At 64.5% G+C, this 21,880-nt stretch carries 23 protein-coding genes; 13 read left to right on the top strand and 10 right to left on the bottom strand.

Annotated elements, in window-relative coordinates:
* Positions 1-36: 36 nt before the first annotated feature.
* A complete protein-coding gene (msrA, locus tag HFP57_RS09725) occupies positions 37-729 on the bottom strand; it encodes a peptide-methionine (S)-S-oxide reductase MsrA (protein ID WP_176869584.1) in 693 nt (230 codons plus the stop codon).
* A 4-nt stretch (positions 730-733) separates the two neighbouring features.
* Complete coding sequence (gene msrB / locus HFP57_RS09730; RefSeq protein WP_425500704.1) at positions 734-1,228, bottom strand: peptide-methionine (R)-S-oxide reductase MsrB; 495 nt, start codon at positions 1,226-1,228, stop codon at positions 734-736.
* Between the two features lie 195 nt (positions 1,229-1,423).
* On the opposite strand from msrB, the gene HFP57_RS09735 reads away from it, so the two are divergent.
* Genes HFP57_RS09735 through HFP57_RS09750 form a run of 4 tightly spaced genes read left to right on the top strand, consistent with a single transcriptional unit; the run spans position 1,424 to position 5,098 of the window.
* Complete coding sequence (locus HFP57_RS09735) at positions 1,424-2,278, top strand: prephenate dehydrogenase (RefSeq protein ID WP_176869585.1); 855 nt, start codon at positions 1,424-1,426, stop codon at positions 2,276-2,278.
* A complete protein-coding gene (locus tag HFP57_RS09740; RefSeq protein WP_176869586.1) occupies positions 2,275-3,168 on the top strand; it encodes a prephenate dehydratase in 894 nt (297 codons plus the stop codon). Before HFP57_RS09735 ends, HFP57_RS09740 begins: the two co-directional genes overlap by 4 nt.
* A 9-nt stretch (positions 3,169-3,177) precedes the next feature.
* Positions 3,178-4,356, top strand: coding sequence for an aromatic amino acid transaminase (locus HFP57_RS09745; RefSeq protein ID WP_176869587.1), 1,179 nt, complete (start codon positions 3,178-3,180; stop codon positions 4,354-4,356).
* Positions 4,357-4,366: 10 nt separating this feature from the next.
* Positions 4,367-5,098, top strand: coding sequence for a hypothetical protein (locus HFP57_RS09750; RefSeq protein ID WP_176869588.1), 732 nt, complete (start codon positions 4,367-4,369; stop codon positions 5,096-5,098).
* Here HFP57_RS09750 and pabB read toward each other — a convergent pair.
* Positions 5,095-6,870 carry an aminodeoxychorismate synthase component I gene (gene pabB / locus HFP57_RS09755; RefSeq protein ID WP_246263015.1) on the bottom strand — a complete coding sequence of 592 codons (1,776 nt, stop codon included), beginning with the start codon at positions 6,868-6,870 and terminating at the stop codon, positions 5,095-5,097. The genes HFP57_RS09750 and pabB overlap by 4 nt on opposite strands.
* 72 nt (positions 6,871-6,942) lie before the next feature.
* Between pabB and HFP57_RS09760 the strand changes: the two genes are divergently transcribed.
* The gene (locus HFP57_RS09760) at positions 6,943-7,608 is read left to right on the top strand and encodes an MBL fold metallo-hydrolase (protein WP_176869589.1); all 666 of its coding nucleotides are present in this window, start codon (positions 6,943-6,945) and stop codon (positions 7,606-7,608) included.
* 5 nt (positions 7,609-7,613) lie between these two features.
* On the opposite strand, the gene HFP57_RS09765 is transcribed toward HFP57_RS09760, so the two are convergent.
* Positions 7,614-8,039 carry an MAPEG family protein gene (locus HFP57_RS09765; RefSeq protein WP_176869590.1) on the bottom strand — a complete coding sequence of 142 codons (426 nt, stop codon included), beginning with the start codon at positions 8,037-8,039 and terminating at the stop codon, positions 7,614-7,616.
* Positions 8,040-8,236: 197 nt separating this feature from the next.
* Here HFP57_RS09765 and rpmF point away from each other — a divergent pair, with 197 nt between their 5' ends.
* From rpmF to HFP57_RS09790, 5 genes are all read left to right on the top strand, one after another.
* The gene (gene rpmF, locus HFP57_RS09770) at positions 8,237-8,434 is read left to right on the top strand and encodes a 50S ribosomal protein L32 (protein ID WP_176869591.1); all 198 of its coding nucleotides are present in this window, start codon (positions 8,237-8,239) and stop codon (positions 8,432-8,434) included.
* A gap of 4 nt (positions 8,435-8,438) precedes the next feature.
* Positions 8,439-9,485, top strand: a complete 1,047-nt coding sequence (gene plsX, locus HFP57_RS09775; RefSeq protein ID WP_176869592.1) for a phosphate acyltransferase PlsX — start codon at positions 8,439-8,441, stop codon at positions 9,483-9,485.
* A complete protein-coding gene (locus HFP57_RS09780) occupies positions 9,482-10,441 on the top strand; it encodes a beta-ketoacyl-ACP synthase III (protein WP_176869593.1) in 960 nt (319 codons plus the stop codon). The genes plsX and HFP57_RS09780 overlap by 4 nt, the downstream gene beginning before the upstream one ends.
* A 69-nt stretch (positions 10,442-10,510) precedes the next feature.
* Positions 10,511-10,810: an integration host factor subunit alpha gene (locus HFP57_RS09785; RefSeq protein WP_176869594.1), complete on the top strand. Its 300-nt coding sequence runs from the start codon at positions 10,511-10,513 to the stop codon at positions 10,808-10,810.
* Between the two features lie 11 nt (positions 10,811-10,821).
* Positions 10,822-11,178 (top strand): MerR family transcriptional regulator, encoded by a 357-nt coding sequence (locus HFP57_RS09790; protein WP_176869595.1) that lies wholly within the window; start codon positions 10,822-10,824, stop codon positions 11,176-11,178.
* Between the two features lie 6 nt (positions 11,179-11,184).
* Here HFP57_RS09790 and HFP57_RS09795 read toward each other — a convergent pair whose 3' ends face one another.
* Positions 11,185-12,765 (bottom strand): lysine--tRNA ligase, encoded by a 1,581-nt coding sequence (locus HFP57_RS09795; protein ID WP_176869596.1) that lies wholly within the window; start codon positions 12,763-12,765, stop codon positions 11,185-11,187.
* Between the two features lie 313 nt (positions 12,766-13,078).
* On the opposite strand from HFP57_RS09795, the gene HFP57_RS09800 reads away from it, so the two are divergent.
* Together HFP57_RS09800 and HFP57_RS09805 are read left to right on the top strand one after the other, a co-directional pair.
* Entirely contained in the window at positions 13,079-15,811 is a 2,733-nt protein-coding gene (locus tag HFP57_RS09800) for an ATP-dependent DNA helicase (RefSeq protein WP_246263022.1), read from the top strand.
* Complete coding sequence (locus tag HFP57_RS09805; RefSeq protein ID WP_176869598.1) at positions 15,808-16,353, top strand: SixA phosphatase family protein; 546 nt, start codon at positions 15,808-15,810, stop codon at positions 16,351-16,353. Before HFP57_RS09800 ends, HFP57_RS09805 begins: the two co-directional genes overlap by 4 nt.
* A gap of 52 nt (positions 16,354-16,405) precedes the next feature.
* Here the strand turns inward: HFP57_RS09805 and HFP57_RS09810 are convergent, their stop codons facing one another.
* From HFP57_RS09810 to HFP57_RS18040, 5 genes are all read right to left on the bottom strand, one after another.
* Positions 16,406-18,286 (bottom strand): DUF885 domain-containing protein, encoded by a 1,881-nt coding sequence (locus HFP57_RS09810; protein ID WP_176869599.1) that lies wholly within the window; start codon positions 18,284-18,286, stop codon positions 16,406-16,408.
* Between the two features lie 132 nt (positions 18,287-18,418).
* On the bottom strand, positions 18,419-18,580 hold the full coding sequence (locus HFP57_RS09815; RefSeq protein WP_176869600.1) for a hypothetical protein: 162 nt from the start codon (positions 18,578-18,580) through the stop codon (positions 18,419-18,421).
* 166 nt (positions 18,581-18,746) lie between these two features.
* Positions 18,747-19,427 (bottom strand): prolyl hydroxylase family protein, encoded by a 681-nt coding sequence (locus tag HFP57_RS09820; protein ID WP_176869601.1) that lies wholly within the window; start codon positions 19,425-19,427, stop codon positions 18,747-18,749.
* Between the two features lie 58 nt (positions 19,428-19,485).
* Positions 19,486-20,760 (bottom strand): metal-dependent hydrolase family protein, encoded by a 1,275-nt coding sequence (locus HFP57_RS09825; RefSeq protein ID WP_176869602.1) that lies wholly within the window; start codon positions 20,758-20,760, stop codon positions 19,486-19,488.
* A gap of 119 nt (positions 20,761-20,879) precedes the next feature.
* Positions 20,880-21,047 carry an RcnB family protein gene (locus HFP57_RS18040; RefSeq protein WP_281363134.1) on the bottom strand — a complete coding sequence of 56 codons (168 nt, stop codon included), beginning with the start codon at positions 21,045-21,047 and terminating at the stop codon, positions 20,880-20,882.
* A 60-nt stretch (positions 21,048-21,107) separates the two neighbouring features.
* On the opposite strand from HFP57_RS18040, the gene HFP57_RS18045 reads away from it, so the two are divergent.
* Entirely contained in the window at positions 21,108-21,863 is a 756-nt protein-coding gene (locus HFP57_RS18045) for a hypothetical protein (protein WP_246263032.1), read from the top strand.
* Positions 21,864-21,880: the final 17 nt, after the last annotated feature.

The raw sequence follows: 21,880 nt of genomic DNA on the forward strand, positions 1-21,880 counted from the left end.
GTGCCGCGCCTGAGCGCTAGCGAAGCTCTGACAAAATTACGCCGCAGGCGTGCTCGTGAACATCCGCGGGAAGGTCTCGCGCAGATCCTCCACCTTCTCGACATCATGGGCGAGAATATAGGGGTGGCGCGGATTCCGGTTCATGAAATCCTGATGATAATCCTCGGCGCGATAGAAAGTCCCGCTCTCGATCCGCGTCGCGATCGGGCGCGAGAAACGGCCCGATTCGTCGAGCAGGGCGATATAACGCCGGGAAACGCTGCGCTGGGCCGCGTTCTGCGGGAAGATGGCCGAGCGGTAATCGGGGCCGACATCCGGGCCCTGGCGGTTTACCTGGGTCGGATCGTGCGCGACCGAGAAATAGATGCGCAGCAGCTCGCCATAGGTGACGACGCTCGGATCGTAGACGATGCGCACGGCTTCGGCGTGGCCCGTCCGGCCGGTGCCGACCTGGCGATAGGTCGCGGTTTCGGCGCTGCCGCCGGCATAGCCCGACGTCACGCTGCGCACGCCGCGAATATGCTGGAACACGGCCTCCATGCCCCAAAAACAGCCGCCTGCGAAAACGGCAACCTGATTACCGTCCGTCACCACAACATTGGTGGCGGGAAGCGGAATCGGGACAGCTGCCTCGACCGACTGCTGCACGTTGGGAAGAGAAATGGCTGCCATCGCCGCGACAACCGCGCCGCCGCCGATGGCGAAAGAGACGAGTTTCTTCATAATCATGCGTCTAGCTCCTCGCCGGAATGAAATCCATCGCCACGCCGTTGATGCAATAGCGCAGCCCGGTCGGGCGTGGCCCGTCGCGGAACACATGGCCGAGATGGCCGCCGCAATCGGCGCAATGCACTTCGGTACGGGTCATGCCGAGCGTCGTATCGACGCTGGTTCCGATCGCGCCATCGAGCGGCCGATAGAAGCTCGGCCAGCCGGTGCGGCTGTCGAATTTGGTCGCCGAGCTGAAGAGCCGGTTGCCGCAGCCCGCACAGGTGAAGGTACCGCGGCGATCCTCATCATCGAGCGGGCTCGTGAAGGGACGTTCCGTGCCATGGCCGCGCAGGATGCGGAATTCCTCCCGCGTCAGCCGTTCGCGCCATTGCGCGTCGGTGTAGCGGATCGGAAAATCGCCGCTGTTCGTCGCATCGGCCCGGCCGCTGCAGCCGACCAGCGTCGCCAGCGCGCCGATCGCGCCGCCGCTCAAAATGGTTCGTCGGTCTATCATCATACGCATCACCTCAAGTCTGGACCCGATATCGTGCTAACCGGCTGAACCGGGCCTGAAATCGGGCTTACACGCCACAATCCCTCGTTCGAAAGAGAGATGAGTTTCGTTACAGAAACAGCCGAATTCCGTTTGCATTTAGGTCGCGAAGCGGCTTTTGTGCAGTGCAATGCAACACGGATTTTCTCCATCAGGGCGATGAGCGGTATCGATTTCCAGAAGTTTGGCCTGGTCGGCGCGGGCCTGGTCGGCGGTTCCATCGCCGCGCGGCTGGCGCGGGCGCTGCCTGACACGGTGCTGCTCGTTCATGATGCGAGCCCCGGCAACGCCGCCTATGTCGCAGAGCGGCATCCCAGGAGCGAACGGGTGGGGACGATAGCGCCGCTCGCCGGCTGCGACGCGATTTTCGTCGCGACGCCGGTCGCCACCATTGCCGAACAGGTCGTCACGCTGTTGCAGCTGCCGAATAGCGACGCGCTGATCATCGATACCGGATCGGCCAAACAGGCGATCGTCGCGGCGGTCGCGACGTCCGGCGCCGATGCCGGGCGTTTCGTTCCCGGCCATCCGCTGGCCGGCGGGATCTCGGCCGGTCCCGGGCGGGCCAGCGGCGATATCGTCACGGCACGGCCCTTTGTCCTGACGCCGACCGAGAGCACCGGCGCGGAAGCGCTGGCACATGCGAAAATCCTGCTCGAACGGCTCGGCGCCGAGGTCGTCGAGATGACGCCGGACGCGCATGACCGGCTGCTCGCGCTCGGATCGCATCTGCCGCACCTGATCGCCTACGCGCTCGCCGGGCTCGGGACCGACGAACCCGGCGACCTGCTTCCGGCCTCCTATCGCGGCATCGCTGCCTTTGCCGGATCGGACGCGCAAATGTGGTCGGACATCTTTCGCGCCAACAGCGCCGAGCTCAAGGCCGCGATGGAGGAATTCAAAAAACGGCTTGATCTGATCGCCGCCATGGCCGACGAGCCTGTGCCCGGAGTTTTGCTGGAGACGCTGACCGACGCAAAGGCCCGGATCGACGCGCTGGAGAATGAGGAATGACCGCAGAGACAATCGCTTATCTGGGTTCGCCCGGCACCTATAGCTACCAGGCGGCAATCGGCATGTTTCCGGAAGCCGAGCATATAGGCCTGCGCACCTTCGGCGAGATCATGGAAACGGTGGAATCCGGCGAGCACAAGACGGCCGTCATCCCGATCGAAAACTCGACCAGCGGGCGTATCCCCGATGTCCACCGCCTGATGCTCTCGACCGAGATGGCGATCGTGCAGGAACATATGCAGCGGATCGAGCATTGCCTGATCCAAGCGCATTCCGGGCCGCAGCCCGTTTCCGAACCCGGCAGCATCACGCGTATCCTCAGCCATCGCCAGGGTTTCCTGCAAAGCTCGGGCTTCATCGAAGCGCATTGCCGCGATGCCGAACAGGTCGAGACCGTCGATACCGCAAGCGCGGTCAAGCAGGTGGCCGAGCTCGGCGATCCCCATGTCGCAGCGATCGGCTCTTCGGTCGCGGCGCAGGTGTTCGGCGGGGTCGTGATCGAACGCGACATCGCCGACCAGAAGAACAACTACACCCGCTTCCTGGCGCTCGAAAAACCGGCGCTCGGTCCCGATTATGCGGGCGCCAACATCACGACCTTGATCTTCCAGATTGATCACCAGCCCGGCGCGCTGATCGAGGCGCTGGCGGTGTTCCGCGATGCGGGCATCAATATCACGACCCTGGAAACCTATACGATCTCCGAAGAGACCGCGCTGCCGACCTTCTATATCGATATCGGCGGCGGGCTCGAGGAAGACGCCGTCCAGTCGGCACTGCACGCGCTCGAGGAGAAGGCGCGCTACGTGAAGCTGCTCGGCAGCTACGTCGCCAGCGATGTCCGCAACGCAAATTCGGGCTTCCTGCCCGTCAAATCGGTCAATCCGTAAGGAAGAAAAATGTTCGACAACGCCGTCGCCCGCCCAATCGACCAGATCATCGCCGTCAGCCGCGCCTACCAGGCCGATCCGCGCGACGACAAGGTCGATTTCGGTATCGGCGTCTACAAGGACGAGAGCGGCCTGACGCCGGTCATGGGCGCGGTGAAGGCGGCAGAGCAGAGGCTGATCGATACGCAGACGACGAAGACCTATGTCGGCGTCGGCGGCGACCAGAAGTTCGTCGAACTGTTCGCCAGGGAGGTGCTGCCCGACCATCAATATGGCGCCGACATGATCGGCATCCAGTCGATCGGCGGGTCGGGCGCGGTGCGGGTGCTCGCGGAACTCGCGCAAAGCCTCAACCCGGACGCCCGCTTCTGGCTCCCGGACCCGACATGGCCGAACCATCAGGCGATCTTCGGCGCGGTCGGCGTCGAGATGGCGACCTATCCTTATCCGAAGTTCAATGCGGAGCCCGATATCGACGCGATCCTCGCGGCGTTCGACGCGGCATCGCCCGGCGATGTCGTCGTCATCCATGGCGGCTGCCACAACCCGACCGGCATCGATCCCACGCCCGACGACCTCGCCCGGCTTGCCGAAGGCGTGGTCGCGCGCGGGCTGATCCCGTTCGTCGATTCCGCCTATCTCGGCTTCGGCAAGGATTGGGAAGAAGATGCGGCGCGAGTGGCGATCATCGCCGAGCGCGCGCCGGAGATGCTGCTCGCGCTCAGCTGTTCCAAGAATTTCGGCATCTATCGCGAACGCACCGGAGCCGCGCTGCTCGTCGGCAAGGACCATCCCGATCTCGGCGCCGCCAATTCGGCGCTGCTGTCGCTCGCCCGCGCCAATTATTCGATGCCGCCCGACCATGGCGCGAGCATCGTCCGTACGATCTTCGAAGACCCGAAACTCAAGGCGGATTGGCTGGCAGAGCTCGCCGAGATCCGCGAGCGGATCAACGAGAACCGCACCGCTCTCGCTCTCGCGCTCGCCCGCGCTAAGCAGGATCGCGACTGGACCTATATCGACAAGGGGTACGGGATGTTCTCGCTGATCAACGTGACGCCCGAAGCGGCGGTCACGCTGCGCGAGGAACAGGGCGTGTATATCATTCCCGACGGACGGATGAACGTCGCCGGCATCGACATTGCCAAGATCGACGAGATCGCGGGCAAACTCGTAACGGCCTTATAGGAGCGGATACATGGCCTCGCTTCCCAACGTACCCAATCTGTTTCTCGACAGCGAGAAGGCGGAGTTCGACCAGGCGGTGCGCGATGTAGCATCGGGCGAAGCGAGCGTGTTCGCCTTGCGCTGCCGCGATCTCCCGGCAAGCGCCGAGCTGACCGAGACACTGGCGACGGCATTTCTGTTCACCAATGCGATCCTGATGGCCCGCTCACAGCGCAAGATCGTGAAACTCGTCACGCTCGACGTCGCCGACGAGGCGCTGCGCTACAGCTATGCCAACAGTTTCCGCGCGCTGTTCGACAGCGAATTTTCGAGCCTAGACAATGTCGAACGCTGGCACGGCTATCTCGAGGCGCGCCAGCATATCGCCTCCGGTGCGGTCGAGGATACCCAAAAGGCGATCGAGTTCTTCCGCCACGCCGGGATCAGCCGGTCCGCAAGCGCGCTGCACCGCGCGGACGTTTATATGGGCATGGAGCACGTTCCAGCGACAGACAGCGCCGGTGGGCAATTCACCTTTGACGACGGCAATGTCTACGCGCCGAAACTGGTCGGCGCACACAGCGATACGGCGGTCGCGCTGAAAAGCGTGTTCCTAGCCGATGGGGTCAAGGTGCGTACCGGACGACGCGGCCAGAATGTCGTGATCGAACTCGATTGCGCGCGCGCGAACGATGGCGTCCGCGAATGGCTCGCGCATATCGAACGGATCCTCGCGCTCGATTTCTACCGCCTCGGCGTTTAAGCGAGCCGCGCCTTCATCAGGCCCCGCACGGCATTGCCGATCAGGAACCCTTCGGCCAGATCGGCGCGGGTCAGATCACCCTCAACCGCGCGGTCGTCTTCGATCAGCGTTGCGCGCAAGATTCCGGGCAGGAGACCGCGGGACAGCGGCGGGGTCAGCAGCGTCCCATCGCGCTCGACGAACAGGTTCGTGAAACAGCCTTCCGTGAGAAAGCCCTCTCCATCTTCGAGAAGGGTCTCGAACGCAACACCGCCGACAAAGGCCGCGTCATAGAGCGATCGCGCCGTCGTCTTGTGGTTGAGCCGAAAGTCCTGCGCATCGGCGCCGCGCGGCGCGATCGCGACAGGAACCGGAGCTTCGGGCTCCTCCGGTGCCGGTCGTATCTCGATCGCGACTCGCCCGTGCCGGGACAGCAGCAGCCGGACCTTGGATGGCGCGTTAACCCGAAACGTCGCAGTCTGCAGCTCGTTGCGCGCGGCGTGTCTGTCGAATGCGAAACCCAGCGCCCGCGCACTCGCCTTCATCCGCGCGAGATGCTTTTCGAGCCACTCGATCCCCTCGACAGGATCGAAGCGCATCGTCTCGATCAAGTCGAAACGCGGCTGCCCCTCAGTCACAAAGGCCCCCTTGGCCAGGCATTCGCGCCATTCGTCCCCCGCTCGGCTGTCCGCAACGATACCCGAGCCGAGGCCGAGCATCGCACTGGTCGCACCCTCTTCGAGTACCAGGGTCCGAATGGCAACGTTGAACGCGGCATCGCCTTTTGGATCGATCCAGCCGATCGAACCTGTATAGGGTCCGCGCGGCGCCGCTTCGAGTTCATCGATAATCTCCATCGCCCGGATTTTCGGGGCGCCGGTAATCGATCCGCACGGATAGATGGCGCGGATCAGACCGAGCGCCGAGCGCCCCGCGGCGATATCCGCCGTTACGGTCGAGGTCATCTGGTGGACGGTCGGATAAGATTCGACATGGAAGAGCGAGGGGACCGAAACGCTGCCCGGCGCCGCCACCCGGCTCAAATCGTTGCGCAGCAAATCGACGATCATCAGATTTTCGGCACGCTGCTTGGGATCGGACTGCAACGTATCGCGCGCCGCGGCATCGGTTCCGGGATCGTCATGCCGGACCGCCGTGCCCTTCATCGGCCGCGCCGTGATCTGGCCATCGGCCAGCGAGAAGAAGAGTTCGGGCGAAAGCGACAGCAGCCAGTGCGACCCCGTCCAGACGACCCCCCCATAACCGGCCAGCGATCCGGAACGCAGCCGCGCGTAGATGGCAAGCGGATGGCCGGCCAGCTTCACATCGCAGCCGAAGGTCAGGTTGGTCTGGTAGATATCGCCTGCCGCGATGAACCGTTGCGCCCGTTCGAAGGCCTTCTCGTAACCGCTTTGCGCGATCCGCGGTTCCGGCTCGCCCGCCCAGCCGCCGGAGGGATCTGGCAGCAGCGCCGGGATCCGATCGGCGGCAATGCGCTCCATCCGTTCGAACAAGCCGAACCAGAGCAGCAGCGGCGCGCCATCCTCCGGTTGGCGGCGAAGCGGCGCCAACCGGTCTTCCAGCCCATGACCCGCCTCATAGCTCAGGAACCCGGCCGCATGCAGCCCGTCGACACGGGCCGCCTCCAGCCGATCGAGCGCGTCATCCAGTCTATCGTGAGCCCGGGCCTCGATTGTCGCAACCGGATCGGCAAACAGCCGCGCGTCCGCGCCATCGGCCCGGGCATCGTCGAGCAGCACGAAGGGCGTTTCGGAGGAAATCGTTTCGATCACGCCCGCCCCATGCCAAGCCTTGGCGCACTTCGCCAGTTGCAAGCGCGCACCGCAATTGCCATGTCACCGGCCATGACCGACACCGCTCCCCTCAAGGCGGCGATCATTCCGGTGACGCCGCTTCAACAGAATAGCACCCTGATCTGGTGCACCAAGACGATGCGCGGCGCCTTTACCGATCCCGGCGGCGATCTCGACAAGCTCAAGGCCGCCGCGAAGCAGATGGGGGTGACGATCGAGAAACTGTTGGTCACCCATGGGCATCTCGACCATTGCGGCCAGACCAAGATCCTCGCCGACGAGCTCGGTGTACCGATCGAGGGGCCACACGAGGCGGACCGGTTCTGGATCTCGCGGCTCGAGGATGACGGCCGCAAATGGGGCATGGCCGGCAAGACGTTCGAACCCGATCGATGGCTCGACAATGGCGACCAGGTGACGGTCGGCGAACTGACGCTCGACGTCTATCACTGCCCCGGCCATACGCCCGGCCATATCGTCTTTCATCATCCCGAATCGAAATTCGCGATCGTCGGCGATGTGCTGTTCCAGGGCTCGATCGGCCGGACCGACTTCCCGATGAGCAACCATCAGGACCTCATCGACGCGATCACGCAGAAACTCTGGCCATTGGGCGACGATACGGCGTTCGTTCCGGGCCATGGCCCGATGTCGACCTTCGGCCGGGAACGCCAGACCAACGGGTTCGTCGCCGACCGAATCCTGGCGTCCGTGTAGCGCCCTCAGGCGTTGACCGAGGTCGTCGTTTCGAAACCGATGAAACTGGCGCCCGAATAGGCGATCACCAGCGCGTAAATGGCGAGCCCCAGCAGCACGAGCAGCGTCGAGAAGGTACCGAACGCGCGCAGCTTGTCGTTGCCATCCATCCCGAAACCATGGGCGATCCGGCCGAGAATGAAGAGAATCGCGGCGCCCCAGAGCCAGAGGCTGGCACCCCAGGCCAGCTCGACCAATGCGAGCAGGATCAGGAAGAAGGGCGTATATTCGGCGAAATTGGCATGCGCGCGCATCCGGCGGGTCAACAACTCGTTACCGCCGTCGCCGACCGAGACCTTTTCCGACGTCCGCACGCGGCCGACGCGCACCGCCAGCCAGATATTAAGCAGCGCCGCGGCTGCGGCGATTATCAGTGTGATTTCCAGTTTCATGGCGATCCTCTTATCTTGTCGACCGGGCCCTCGCATGCGGTCACAAAGGTTGCAAGCGCGCACAAATTCGCTATATGCGCCCGACTTCACCGCTTATCGGCTCGGGATCATGCGGCAGCCTTGATGGCCGCCGGAGAAGCTCGTAATGCCGGTGGCGAAACAGTTTTTTGGCAATTGCTAGCAATTAAGGTGCCGACATGGCCGTTCCGAAGAGAAAAGTATCGCCCTCCCGCCGTGGCAATCGCCGCGCGCATGATGCGTTGAAGGCCGAAGCCTTTGGCGAATGCCCCAATTGCGGGGAACTGAAACGCCCGCATCACATGTGCAACGCATGTGGCTTTTACAACGGTCGCGAGATTCTCGACGAAGAGCATCTGAGCAAAGGCCGGAGATAACCAGATGAGCCGCGCGCCGCGGATCGCCATCGATGCGATGGGCGGCGATGTGGGTGCGGAAGTAATGGTCGCGGGGGCGGCCGCCTCGCGCTCGGATTTCCCCGATCTCTGCTTCCTGTTTTTCGGCGATGAGACCGCGATTCGCGCGGAAATCGCGAAACACAAGTCGCTTTCCGACAATGTCGAGGTGATCCATACCGACGGCGTGATCGCCGGCGAGGACAAGCCGAGCCAGGCGCTCCGGCGTTCCAAGGATTCCTCGATGGGCCTCGCCATCGCGGCGGTGAAGGACGGCAACGCCGAAGCGGCGCTTTCGGCCGGCAATACCGGCGCGCTGATGGCGATCGCCAAGGTCGCGTTGCGGACGATGGAAGGCATCGAACGCCCGGCTATCTCCGCGCTGCTGCCGACGCTCGGCGAAACCGACGTCGTCATGCTCGATCTCGGCGCCAACGCCGAATGCGACGCGGAAAACCTGGTCCAGTTCGCCGTCATGGGCGCTGCCTATGCACGCACCGTCCTCGATATCGAACGCCCGCGCACGGCGCTGCTCAATATCGGCACCGAAGAACTGAAGGGCACGGGCATGTTGCAGGACGCCGCCGCCCGTCTGCGCGCGGCCGATGCATTGCCGCTCGAATTCACCGGCTATATCGAGGGCGACCGGCTGTCGCGCGGCCATGTCGACGTAATCGTGACGGACGGCTTTTCCGGCAATATCGCGCTCAAGACGATCGAAGGAACGGCGCGCTTCGTCGCCGACCTGATCCGCCGGGCCTTTACCAGCTCGCTGCGCTCGAAATTCGGCTTCCTTCTCTCCCGCCCCGCCGCCAACCTGCTGCGTCGCACGCTCGATCCGAACAACCATAATGGCGGCGTCTTTCTCGGCCTCAACGGCCTCGTCGTCAAAAGCCATGGCGGCGCGGACGACAACGGCGTACGCAACGCGATCAGCGTCGCGGCGAAGATGGCGATGGCCGACATCACCCGAAAAATTGCGCGGGACCTGGAAAATTTCCCCAAAGACGCGATCGAGGACGCTGCCGAATGACGACAAGATCGGCGATTTTGGGAACGGGATCGGCTCTTCCCGCCCGACGGGTCAGCAACGATGAACTGGCAGAGACCGTCGATACGTCCGACGAGTGGATCATCGAACGCACCGGCATCCGCTTCCGGCATATTGCCGGCGAGGATGAAACGACCGCGAGCCTCGGAACCGCCGCAGCCCGGAGGGCGCTCGACGCTGCCGGTCTGGACGCCGATGAGATCGACCTGATCATCCTCGCTACATCGACGCCCAATCAAACCTTTCCGGCTTCGGCGACGATCATCCAGACCGATCTGGGGATCGAAGACTGTGTCGCCTTCGACGTACAGGCGGTGTGCTCGGGCTTTCTCTACGCCATGACCGTGGCCGACAACATGATTCGCGGCGGCAGCGCGCACAAGGCGATCGTCATCGGGTCGGAGACATTCAGCCGCATTCTCGACTGGGAGGATCGCGGCACCTGCGTCCTGTTCGGCGATGGCGCCGGCGCCGTCGTGCTCGGCGCGGAAGACGGCGAGCGCGGCATCCTCGCCTCCAAGCTGCACGCCGATGGCCGCCACAACCAGCTCCTTTATGTCGACGGCGGGCCGTCGACCACGGGAACGGTCGGCAAGCTCCGCATGAAGGGCCGGGAAGTGTTCCGCCATGCGGTGGTCAACCTGGCCAACGTCCTCCACGAAACGCTGGACGCGGCGGAACTGACGGCGGCGGATGTCGACTGGATCGTACCGCACCAGGCCAACCGCCGGATACTCGACGCGACCGCGAAGAAGCTTGACCTGCCACCGGAAAAGGTCGTGATCACCGTCGATCGGCATGCCAACACCTCGGCGGCGTCGGTGCCACTGGCGCTCGACACCGCGATCCGCGACGGGCGCATCAAACGCGGGGACGTGCTCGCGCTCGAGGCGATGGGCGGCGGTTTCACTTGGGGAGCGTCGATCATTCGTTATTGACGGGGAATTGCCCGATCGCGATCGCTAAGATATGGAATAAACAATAAAAACGATATTGGGGGGTTGCTTATGAGCGACGCAGGAACATTGACCCGGGCCGATCTGGCCGACTCCGTCCACGAAACGCTGGGCCTTTCGCGCGCAGATTCGGCGCAGCTCGTCGAATCGGTGCTTGCGCATATGTGCGATGCGCTGTCGGATGGCGAGAATGTGAAAATCTCCGGTTTCGGCAGTTTCGTTCTGCGCGACAAGGGAGAACGTATCGGCCGGAATCCGAAAACGGGCGTCGAAGTGCCGATCGCGCCGCGCCGCGTGCTGACCTTCCGCGCCAGCCAGTCCATGCGGGAAACGATCGTCGAGGGAGCCTGAACCGGTAACAGATGGCCAAGGACGCGGACGCCTTTCGCACGATCGGGGAACTATCCAGCCAGCTTGGCGTCGCGCAGCATATCTTGCGCTATTGGGAAACCCGCTTCCCGCAGCTCCAGCCGCTCAAACGCGCCGGCAATCGCCGCTACTACCGTCCCGCCGATGTTGCGCTGGTCGAGCGCATCCACCGGCTGCTCAACGAGGACGGCTATACGATCCGCGGCGTGCAGAAGGTCCTGTCCGGCAAGTCGGGAGAGCGTGAAGGATCCGGGCAACCGGAATCGGAACCGCACGCTGCGCTGCCGCCAGAACTGCTGACCGAACTCAAGAGCCTGAGAGCCGATCTTGCCGCCGCGCTGGAGCGCTGACCCGCATCAGGCGGCCAGCGCCTCGGCGATCAGCTTGCGGACATTGTCGATCCCGTAGAGCGCGGCGAAACTGCCCATGCGCGGCCCCTGGCTCGTGCCGAGCAGCGTTTCGTACAGCGCCTTGAACCAGTCGCGCAGCGGCTCGAACTCGTGCCGCTTGCCGATCTCGAACACCGCATTCTGGATGGTCTCCGCATCGGCATCCTCCGGCATCGCCGCGAGCGCGTCGTCGAGGTCGCGCAACGACGCCGCCTCGCGCTCGTCCGGCGCGCGCCGCTCCAGCGTATCGGCAACGAAATCGCGGAAATAGGCGAGCGCATGGCCGATCAGCGCGTCGAGCGCGGGATGGCTTTCGGGGCTCGCCTCGGGCGCATAGCGCCGGACGAAGCCCCAGATCAGGTCCTTGTCGTCGGTGCTCGCGACGCCGACCAGGTTCAGCAACAGCGCGAAACTGATCGGCATGTGCGGCGCGGGCGGGTTGCCGGCATGGACATGGTGCACGGGGTTGGGCAGCCGCTGCTCGATCGGCTGGTCCGGATAGGCAGCAAGGAAGCGGTGATATTCGTCGACCGCCTTGGGGATGATCCCGAAGGAGAGCTGCTTCGCCTTTTTCGGATCGCGATAGATGTAGAAGCTCAGCGATTCTTGCGGCGCATAGGTCAGCCATTCCTCGATGGTGACGCCATTGCCCTTGGTCTTCGAAATCTTCTGGCCATTCTCGTCGAGGAAGAGTTCATAGTTGAACCCATCGGGCGGCCTGGCGCCGAGGACGCGCGCGATCTTCGAGCTTTGCGTCACCGAATCGATCAGATCCTTGCCCGACATCTCATAATCGACACCGAGCGCCACCCAGCGCAGCGCCCAATCGACCTTCCACTGCAACTTGGCCGCGCCGCCGAGGATACAATGCTCGACCGCTTCGTCGGTCGCCGGATCGACGAACCGGACGATACCCCCGGCCGGATCGAGGACTTCGACCGGCACCTGGAGCACCTTGCCGCTGACCGGCGAGATCGGCAGCACGGGCGAATAGGTCGCGCGCCGTTCCTCGCCCAGGGTCGGCAGCATGACGTCCATGATCTTGTCGTAGCGCGCGAGGACGAGCGTCAGCGTCTCGTCGAAACGGCCGGACTGATAGCAGTCGGACGAGGCCATGAATTCGTAATCGAAGCCGAAACGATCGAGAAACTGGCGCAGCATCGCATTGTTGTGCGCGGCGAAGCTCTCATGCTCGGTATCGAACGGGTTCGGCACGCGGCACAGCGGCTCGTCCAGATGCTCGGCCAGCATGTCCCGATTGGGCAAATTTTCCGCAACCTTGCGCATCCCGTCCATATCATCGGAAAAGGCGATGAGCTTGGTCGGATAGTCGCTCATCTCGCTGAACGCGTGACGCACCATCTCGGTCCGCGCGACCTCCTGAAAAGTGCCGAGATGCGGCAGGCCGCTCGGCCCGTACCCCGTTTCGAACAGGATCGGCGAACCGTCCGGCTTGCCGTCCGGATAGCGTTTCAGGAGTTTCCGCGCCTCCTCATAGGGCCAGGCTTTGGACTGCATTGCATATTGGCTGATCGGCTGGGATGTCATGGCGCCGCAGCCATAGCCGGGCGCACCGGGCCGGATAACCCCCTTTTATTCGTCTTTGGCCAACGGCCGTTCACATAAAGCGTATCTTGGCTGAATGGAATCGCCGAAACGGGCGCCGGTTGACACTGGTTGACACGCGCCCGGGTTTCCCCGGCCCCTCGGGGCGCCGAAACCGATGTCGAGCGGATCATGGGGCAGCGCGGGTTCATCGCCTTTGGCTGACACGCTTTTTCCTATTTTGGAAGCGCAAAGACCGGCCGCTCGCGATGGCCATGTTGCTCTTCCGTTCCCGTTGGGCGAAGGATGGCCGTCCGTGTCGAAACCCGCTCCCCTCCCCTATCGCGCGCTCCATGCCACCCATGGCGGTATATGGATCGCCTCGGGCGACGGGGAGATTCGCGAAAGCGGGCGCGGCGAAGCGATTTCGGCCGCCGCCGAAACGCCGATGATCGTGTTGAACGCGCCGATGACCGGACAGCGTCTCGGCTATCCGGAACTGTCCGGTCTCGACCTGCTCGAACTGTTCGCCTTCGTCCATCCCGCGCGCTTCACCGTGCCGACACCGGCGGGAATCGCGCGCACCCTGGGCCTTCCCGTGCCGGAGACCGACGAGGATGCGGCGATGCTGTTGCTCGACGCCGCGCGGCATCTGCTCGAAACTTTGCAATGGGAGGGCTGGGGCGAACGCGAGGGCGCCTGGAGCGCCGCGCAGAACCTGTTCCGCCTGCGCTGGCCCTGGGCGGCGACGGTGGCCGAACGGATCGCCAAACCCGACAAGGCCGAGCGCTGGCTCTTTTCGCGGCTGCCCGAATGGGAGGATCAGCCGCCCCGCCCCACCCCGCGCACCGTCACCATGGACGAGCATCGGGCGGTCGACCGGCTCGAGACCCTGGTCGGCGAAGAGGCCGAGCGGCGCGAGGGCCAGCGCGACTATGCGCGCGCGGCCGCCCGCGTCTTCGACCCGCGTCCGGCGGCAGGCAAACCCAATATGCTGATCGCCGAAGCCGGCACCGGGATCGGCAAGACGCTCGGTTATCTCGCGCCGGCCTCGCTCTGGGCGAAGGAAGCGGACGGCGCGGTCTGGCTCTCGACCTATACCAAGGCGCTGCAACGCCAGCTCGACCGCGAGACGGAGAAGCTTTTCCCCGACGCCGCCGAACGGCGCGAAAAGGTGGTCGTCCGCAAGGGCCGCGAAAATTATCTCTGCCTGCTCAATCTCGAGGACGCGCTGCAAGGCGGCTTTGCCGGCCGTGCGGCGGTGCTCGCGCAGCTCGTCGCGCGCTGGGCAGCCTATAGCAAGGATGGCGACATGGTCGGCGGCGACCTGCCGGGCTGGCTGCCGACGCTGTTCCGGCGCGCGGGTGCGACGGCGCTGACCGACCGGCGCGGCGAATGCGTCTATGCCGGCTGCCCGCATTACCGCAAATGTTTCATCGAACGCTCGGCCCGGGCAGCGGAAGGCGCCGATCTCGTCATCGCCAACCATGCGCTGGTGATGATCATGGCCGAGCGGCGGCGGGAGGATAGCTCGGCTCTCTCCCGGATCGTCTTCGACGAGGGCCATCATCTGTTCGATGCCGCCGATTCGACCTTTTCCGCCGCGCTGACCGGGCAGGAAGCCATCGAGCTCAGACGCTGGATCATCGGTCCCGAAGGCAAGCATCGCGGCCGGCGGCGGGGCTTGTCGGCACGGCTCATGGACGTCGCCTCCTATGACGAGGCGGGCGGCGCGGCGATCGAGGCGGCAAGCACGGCGGCCGCGGCCCTTCCCGGCGACGGCTGGCTCGGCCGGATCGCCGAAGGCATTCCCCTCGGGCCGGTCGAGAAACTGCTCGCCGCCGTGCGCGGCACGGTCTTCGCCCGCGCCAAGGCGCAGGATGCCGGCTATGGGCTGGAGACCGAAGCGGCCGAACTGGACGGCGCGCTGATCGCGGCCGTGAGCGCAGCGGCCGAGGCGCTCGAGGCGCTGCACCGCCCGCTCGCCATCCTGCGCCAGCGGCTCGAAGCCGTGCTGGAAGACGCGCCGGACTGGCTCGACACCCAGGCCCGGGCGCGGATCGAGGGGGCGATGATGGGGCTGACGATGCGCGGCCAGATGCTCGCCGCCTGGATCTCCCTGCTCGCCCGGCTCGGCGGCCCCGCCGATCCCGATTTCGTCGATTGGCTGGCGATCGACCGCTATGAGGGTCGCGAATATGATATCGGCCTGCACCGCCACTGGCTCGACCCGACCAAGCCGCTCGCCGAAACCGTCATCAAGCCCGCGCATGGCCTGATCGTCACATCGGCGACCTTGAAGGGCGGCGAGGATTGGAACGCGGCCGAGGCGCGCGCCGGTGCCCCGCATCTCGATTTTGCGCCGGAACGGTTCGAGGCGCCGAGCCCCTTCGACTATGCGGCGAACAGCGAGGTGCTGATCGTCACCGACATCAAGAAGGGCGACCTGCCGGCGCTCGCCGGCGCCTATGCGCGGCTGATCGAGGCGGCCAATGGCGGTACGCTCGGCCTCTTCACCGCCATCGCACGCCTCAAAGCGGTCCATGCCCGGATCGCCGACCGGCTGGCGAGAAACGGCCTGCCGCTCTACAGCCAGCATGTCGATCCAATCGACACCGGCACCCTGATCGATATCTTCCGCGACGACGCCCATGCCTCGCTGCTCGGCACCGATGCGTTGCGCGACGGCGTCGACGTGCCGGGTGAATCCCTGCGGCTCGTGCTCCTCGAAACCGTGCCTTGGCCGCGCCCGACCGTGCTCCATGCAGCCCGTAAACTCGCCAATGGCGGCAATGCCTATGTCGACCGGGTCGTCCGCGCCCGGCTCGCCCAGGCGTTCGGGCGCCTGATCCGCCGCAAGGACGATAGCGGCATGTTCGTGCTGCTCTCCGCCGCCACGCCCTCGCGATTGCTCACCGCTTTCCCCGAAGGAACGCCCGTGTCGCGCGTGCCGCTCGACGAAGCGGTCGCGCGGGTATCGGCGCGTCTTTCTTCCGTCGCCGATTTCGGGCAACAGGCGGGGATGCCGAACCCTGTGGAGAATTCATGAAGCGCCTGATCCTCCTGCGTCACGCCAAATCGAGCTGGGACGACCCGGTGAAACGCGATTTCGACCGCCCGCTCAACGAGAAGGGCAAGCGCGCGGCGACCCTGATGGGCGAGCATATGCAGGAAGAGGGCGTGATGTTCGATGCCGTGATCGCCTCGCCCGCCATCCGTGTGATCGAGACGCTGGAAAGCGTCGCCAAGGGCTATGGCGAGGCGATCGAGCCGGAATGGGACCGGCGCGTCTATCTCGCTTCCAACATGACGCTGCTCGATGTGGTGCACGAAGCCGGCGACGGCTCGGATGCACTATTGCTGTCCGGCCATAATTCGGGACTCGAGGATCTCGTCCTGCTGCTCGTTCCCGACACGAAGGGCGACGCGGCGAGAGCGGCGGTCGAGGAAAAATTCCCGACCTGCGCGCTCGCCGAAATGGAATTCGATGTCGACAGCTGGGCCGATATCGCGCCGGGGACCGGCAGGCTTGTCCGCTATGTCAGGCCGCGCGATCTCGACCCCGATCTGGGGCCCGACGAGCCCAAATAGGAAAGGGCGTCCGCGGCGAACCGCGAACGCCCCTTCAAACGCGCACTCAGTCTCAGTCGGCGGAGCCGTGCACGGCCATCAGGTCGATGCCGCCGGGGCGTTCGCCGCCATTGGCTTCGACCCAGTCGTAGATCTTGGCCTCCAGCACGGCCATCGGCAGCGAGCCCGTGGCGAGCACCTGCTCATGGAAGCCGCGAATGTCGAAATTGTCGCCCAGCGCTTCCTCGGCCTGCGCCCGCAGCGCCTGAATCGTCAGCGCTCCGACCTTGTACGCGAGCGCCTGGGAGGGAATCGCGATGTAGCGCTCGACTTCGGACGTCGCTTCGACATTGGTCATGCCCGAATTGGCGAGCATGTATTCGATCGCCTGCTCGCGGGTCCAACCCTTGGAATGCAGACCGGTATCGACGACGAGCCGCATCGCGCGGAGCATCTCGTCGTTGAGATGACCGAAGCGCTGATAGGGATCGGTGAAGAGCCCGAGATCCTCGCCCAGGGTTTCCGAATAGAGCGCCCAGCCCTCGACGAACGCCGTGTTGCCGCCGAAGCGCATGAAGTTGGGCAGGTCCGCATTTTCCTGGGCCAGGCTGATCTGGAAATGATGGCCCGGCGCGCCTTCATGGAGGTACAGTGTCTCCATGCCCGGCGTCAGCCGCTCGTCGAGATTATAGGCGTTGTAGTAGAAGACACCGGGACGCGATCCGTCCGGCGTACCCGACTGATAGGACCCGCCCGCGGCCGTCGCTTCGCGGAACGGCTCGACCGCGCGGATTTCCAGCGGGCTGGTCGGGGTCGTCGAGAAGAGTTCGGAGATACGCTGATCGACGCGTTCGCCGATCCGGTAATATTCCTCGCCCAGCCATTCGCGGCTTTCCGGCTTGAACTGCGGATCGGTGCGGATGAACTCGAAGAATTCCTGCAAGGTGCCTTCGAAACCGACTTCGGCCTTGATCGCTTCCATCTCCGCGGTGATCCGCGCAACCTCGGCAAGGCCCAGATCGTGGATGTAATCGGGAGTCAGGTCGAGCGTCGTCGTGTCGCGGACCATCTGCGCGTACAGCATGTCGCCGCCCTGCATATGGACGAGACCGACGCCCTCGCGCGCGACCGGCAGATATTCGTCGCGGAGGAAATCCCGCATCCGGGTATAGCTGTCGAAGATCGCCTGGGTCGATTCGCGATAGGCGGCCGTCAGCCGGGCCTTGTCTTCCTCCGAGAAATCCTCGGGGAAGTTCAGCACCGGCGCATAATAGGGCGAATCCTCGATACCGGCGGCGAGCTGCGTATCGAGCTGTTCGATCACCCGGCCGATGGTCAGCTGGCTTTCGACGACGCCCGATTCCATGCCCTCGCGGAAGCGCTCGATCGACCGGTCGCCGATCGTGATGAAATCCTGGTGGCGGCTCAGATTGTTCTCGTAATCCTCGACCGTATTGAACGGCGCCGCGCCCTGGCCGGAAGCGAAGGTCGGGTAGAAGGTGTGGAAACCGGAGAAATGGTTGACCGGGCGGACGACCGTCAGCGCCAGCATCTCGGGCGTGACGTCGCGTACATTTTCTTCCTCTTGAAGCCGGAAAATATCGTAGGCGATCCGATTGGTAGGCGAGAGTGCGGACCGGTCGATCTCGGCGAGCGCGGCGAGATTGGCCGTAGCCGCGGCGCGCTCGGCATTGAAATATTCGTCGGTGATGAAATCGCCGATCTGGTCCGCATAGCGCATGTCGCCCCGGAAGATCGCCATGATCGGATTGCGCCGGAGATTGTCCTCGTCGCTCGCGGCGAACAGCGCGCGCAGGCGCTGATCTTCGGTCATCTCGGCGTCGGACGCCTCGGCCGCCGGCGCGGCGTGATGGTCGGCATGGGCCGGCACGGCGATCAGCGCCGCCGATGCAAGCAGCGCGGCATTCAGATAGTGAACGGGTTTGCGGGTCATAGTATCTAGCTCCTGGAAGTCTGTGTGTTGCCTAAGCAATACAGTTGGAAATGTCTAGTGGCCGGGTTTTCGCTGTCAGGCAATTAGCGAACAAGTGTCGGTATTTCAAAAATATGGCTGGATATCAGCTGCCTAGCAGATTTTGCGCTGCGCTTCGCCGCGCATTTCGATGGCGACGGGTATGTCCGTCTCCTCGACGGCGAGCGTGCCGGCATCGCCATAATCATATCGCATCGCGACCGTCGTCATCGCGACGAAAAACACGATCGAAATGATGAAGAATGCCTGCCTCATCTGCTGTTTCGGTCCCCTTACACGCAAGGCGACGGGCCGCCGCCAATTGTACGAGGATGCGATCCTCCATCCACGCGGTCAATTCCACGGCTAATCCACCAAGGACCGGCGCGCATCTGCAAACGGCAGATCGCCGCGGTCCAAACGCCGATCCGGCCGATAGACGCTAATATCGGCTGGGCTGGGCGCCCTGCACCCACGGCAGCTCCCGGAACCATTTGGTGATGATATATTTAACGCCCTTGCGCACCTTCATCCCCTGATGCAGCGACCATTCGTTGGGCTCGCCCTCATGGGTCAGATTGTTCCAGCACAGCAATTTGCCCTTTTCCGCATGGAACATCTTGCCGAGCCGCTTGAACCGCGTCGCCCCGCCGACCTGGGTGTCGTTGAGGAAGACCATCGCGGTCCAGGTCCGCTGGCCGCCATTATGTTTTTCCGCCTTCCAATATTCCTGGTTGTCGTAGAACCAGTCATTGTGCGGCTTGAACTGCTGGCCGACCTCGTAGCGCTGGCCCTGGATCGTCTCGCCATTTTCCTTGGCGATCCCCATGAAGCGCGTGATCTTTTCCTCGATCTTGTCGATCGCCGGTTCCTGCCGGTTGAAATCGGTGCTGGAACTGGTCCGGAATTCGGTATCGTCGGTGCTCGACAGGAGGGTGGACGGCCGGGCGTCGCGGTCGATCTTCTGGACCAGCAGCTCGCATTCCTCGTCGTTCAGGAAGTCGCGGCACTGATAGATATCGATGTTGCGCGTCGGCACCCGCTGAATGCCGGAATGCGATTCGATATGGGCGATGATCTCGCGATTGCGCTCGGCGAGGATGGCCTTGTCGGTAACGCTCATGCGGGCCCCGCTATCAAACTGCGCGATTCGTGCAAAGCCCGGATCGGCCGGGTCGCGGCTATTCGATCGCCCGGCCGCGGACCATGACATAATCGACGTCGCCGAGCGCCCCGATATCCGCCTGCGGATCGCCGGTGACCGCGATCAAATCGGCGGAATAGCCGGGCGCAAGCCGCCCGATCTCGTTCTCCAGACCGAGCAGTTCGGCGGCATCGACCGTCGCCGAGCGCAGAACCTCGGTGGGCGTCATGCCGACCAGATCGACATACATTGCAAGCTCCTCGGCATTGCGTCCATGTTCGAAAACGCCGGCGTCGGTGCCGAACACGATCGTGACGCCCTGTGCATGCGCGCGCCGCGCCGCCTGGCCGACGACGGACAGCGTTTCGCGGATCTTGGCTTCCACCTGCGGCGTGTAGACACCGGTACCCAGCCGTTCGCGGATACCGGTATAGGCCATCAGGGTCGGCACGAAGGCCGTGCCGTTCTCCTGCATCGCCCGCAACGCTGCCGCATCGGCGAAGGTGCCGTGTTCGATCGAATCGACGCCCGCGCGCGCCGCCGCCTCGATCCCGCGCGGGCCGTGCGCATGGGCGGCGACGTGCATGCCGAGGCTGTGGGCGGAGGTGACGATCGCGCGCATCTCCTCGTCGGTGAAATGCTGGTCGAGGCCGCGGGCCTGCTGGCTCAGCACGCCGCCGGTGGCCGTGATCTTGATGAAATCGCTCCCGCGCCGCCCGGCCTCGCGAACCCGCACCGCGCATTCGACCGGTCCGGTGCAGGTGTTGTGACCGTCCAGAACCTCCAGCACATCCTCGCGGAAACCCGAAACATCGCCATGTCCGCCGATAATCGACAGGCCATGGCCCGACGTCAGGATGCGCGGTCCCGGCAATCGTCCTTCGGCGGTCGCCCGGCTCAACGCCTGCCCGACGTCATTGCCGATTCCGGGCACCCGAACGGTCGTGAAGCCGGCCCGCGCAGTCGTCGCCATATTCCTGATGCCGAGAATGACGCTCCACTCGGTCGTTTCGACGGCCTCGTCCCGGTAATCGCCACCCGGATCGCCGCCCAGATGCGAATGCATCTCGATGAGCCCCGGCAGGACCGTGTGCCCGGACAGGTCGACCAGCGTCGCGCCATCGGTGGGCGCGACATGCCCGTCCGCTATGCTGACGATCCGGCCGTCGCGCACGGCGATCGTCGCAGCGCCGCGCGCCGGCGTGCCCGCCTCGGTGATTACCCGGCCGGCATGGATGATTGTCGTCCCCTCCTGCGCCGATGCGGTCGTCGCGGCGAACAGCAGGATGAAAATCGAAAACAGGCGGTGCATGGCGATCTCCCCTAGGACGCTATGGTTCTAGGATTTGGCGACGTGCTTGCAAGCCCAAAGAAAAAGCGGCCCGGAGCGATGCTGCTCCGGGCTGCCTTCTTTTTGTCCGCGCGGATGGCCTACCAGAAGAAGTCGTGGATCACGTCGACGACATAACCGTTACGCACATCGACGAGCAGGACGTCGTCATAGTAACGGATCCAGCGATAGGGCCCATAGGCTGCCGGCAGACGATACTGCCAGGGATCGTTGATCAAGTAGCGCGATCCGAAGAACGCCGCGCCGATATAGAGGCCGACGTCGAACCGGCGGTAGCGATAACCGCGGTACGGCGCGTAATAGCGTCCGTGGCGATAGAGGTTCCGGTTGTACCGGCGGTAATCCCGCCAGTTATACCGGCGATCGTTGCGCCATGCCCGGCGGTTCCACCGCCTCCAGTCGCGGCGCGCTTCGCGACGGTTCCAGCGCCGTTCGGCACGGCGGTCCTGACGACGTTCCCAGCGACGTTCGGCACGGCGATCCTGGCGACGATCCCAGCGGCGCTCGGCACGGCGATCCTGGCGACGATCCCAGCGGCGCTCGGCCCTCCGCTCCTGGCGACGCTCGAAGCGTCGATCCGCGCGGCGGTCCTGACGGCGATCGAAGCGCCGGTCCGCGCGCCGTTGCTCGCGACGGTTCGCACCGCGGTCGAGACGACGGTCCTGGCGCCGTTCGAAACGGTTCGCCCGGCGGTCCTGACGACGATCGAAACGCCGTTCGGCGCGCCGCTCTTGCCGCCGCTCCGCCCGGCGTTCTCCGCGCCGTTGCTGGCGGCGCTCGGCCCGGCGATCCTGGCGGCGATCCAATCGCGCCTCGCCACGATTGTTGCGGTTGACCGCACGACGCGGACGATCGCGGCGCTCCGCACGATTACCGCGACGCTCGGCGCGGTTGGCACGCCGTTCCGCGCGATTGGCACGCCGATCGTCGCGCTGCACGACCATCGCCACCTCGGGTCGCGCCGTATGGACGGCTCGATCGCCTTCTCTGAAATTTTGCGCTTGTGCCGGGGCAATGAGGGCCGGTGTTCCCGCACTCGCCGCCAGCAACAAAGCGATCAATGAGATACGCATATGTCACA

The organism is Parasphingopyxis algicola, assembly GCF_013378075.1.
GTDB lineage: Bacteria > Pseudomonadota > Alphaproteobacteria > Sphingomonadales > Sphingomonadaceae > Parasphingopyxis > Parasphingopyxis algicola.

Excerpts from the sequence above, each read along its gene's own strand:
- msrA (WP_176869584.1), bottom strand. The coding sequence starts at position 729 with ATGATTATGAAGAAACTCGTCTCTTTCGCCATCGGCGGCGGCGCGGTT.
- msrB (WP_425500704.1), bottom strand. The coding sequence starts at position 1,228 with ATGATGATAGACCGACGAACCATTTTGAGCGGCGGCGCGATCGGCGCG.
- HFP57_RS09735 (WP_176869585.1), top strand. The coding sequence starts at position 1,424 with ATGAGCGGTATCGATTTCCAGAAGTTTGGCCTGGTCGGCGCGGGCCTG.
- HFP57_RS09740 (WP_176869586.1), top strand. The coding sequence starts at position 2,275 with ATGACCGCAGAGACAATCGCTTATCTGGGTTCGCCCGGCACCTATAGC.
- HFP57_RS09745 (WP_176869587.1), top strand. The coding sequence starts at position 3,178 with ATGTTCGACAACGCCGTCGCCCGCCCAATCGACCAGATCATCGCCGTC.
- HFP57_RS09750 (WP_176869588.1), top strand. The coding sequence starts at position 4,367 with ATGGCCTCGCTTCCCAACGTACCCAATCTGTTTCTCGACAGCGAGAAG.
- HFP57_RS09760 (WP_176869589.1), top strand. The coding sequence starts at position 6,943 with ATGACCGACACCGCTCCCCTCAAGGCGGCGATCATTCCGGTGACGCCG.
- HFP57_RS09765 (WP_176869590.1), bottom strand. The coding sequence starts at position 8,039 with ATGAAACTGGAAATCACACTGATAATCGCCGCAGCCGCGGCGCTGCTT.
- rpmF (WP_176869591.1), top strand. The coding sequence starts at position 8,237 with ATGGCCGTTCCGAAGAGAAAAGTATCGCCCTCCCGCCGTGGCAATCGC.
- plsX (WP_176869592.1), top strand. The coding sequence starts at position 8,439 with ATGAGCCGCGCGCCGCGGATCGCCATCGATGCGATGGGCGGCGATGTG.
- HFP57_RS09780 (WP_176869593.1), top strand. The coding sequence starts at position 9,482 with ATGACGACAAGATCGGCGATTTTGGGAACGGGATCGGCTCTTCCCGCC.
- HFP57_RS09785 (WP_176869594.1), top strand. The coding sequence starts at position 10,511 with ATGAGCGACGCAGGAACATTGACCCGGGCCGATCTGGCCGACTCCGTC.
- HFP57_RS09790 (WP_176869595.1), top strand. The coding sequence starts at position 10,822 with ATGGCCAAGGACGCGGACGCCTTTCGCACGATCGGGGAACTATCCAGC.
- HFP57_RS09795 (WP_176869596.1), bottom strand. The coding sequence starts at position 12,765 with ATGACATCCCAGCCGATCAGCCAATATGCAATGCAGTCCAAAGCCTGG.
- HFP57_RS09805 (WP_176869598.1), top strand. The coding sequence starts at position 15,808 with ATGAAGCGCCTGATCCTCCTGCGTCACGCCAAATCGAGCTGGGACGAC.
- HFP57_RS09810 (WP_176869599.1), bottom strand. The coding sequence starts at position 18,286 with ATGACCCGCAAACCCGTTCACTATCTGAATGCCGCGCTGCTTGCATCG.
- HFP57_RS09815 (WP_176869600.1), bottom strand. The coding sequence starts at position 18,580 with ATGAGGCAGGCATTCTTCATCATTTCGATCGTGTTTTTCGTCGCGATG.
- HFP57_RS09820 (WP_176869601.1), bottom strand. The coding sequence starts at position 19,427 with ATGAGCGTTACCGACAAGGCCATCCTCGCCGAGCGCAATCGCGAGATC.
- HFP57_RS09825 (WP_176869602.1), bottom strand. The coding sequence starts at position 20,760 with ATGCACCGCCTGTTTTCGATTTTCATCCTGCTGTTCGCCGCGACGACC.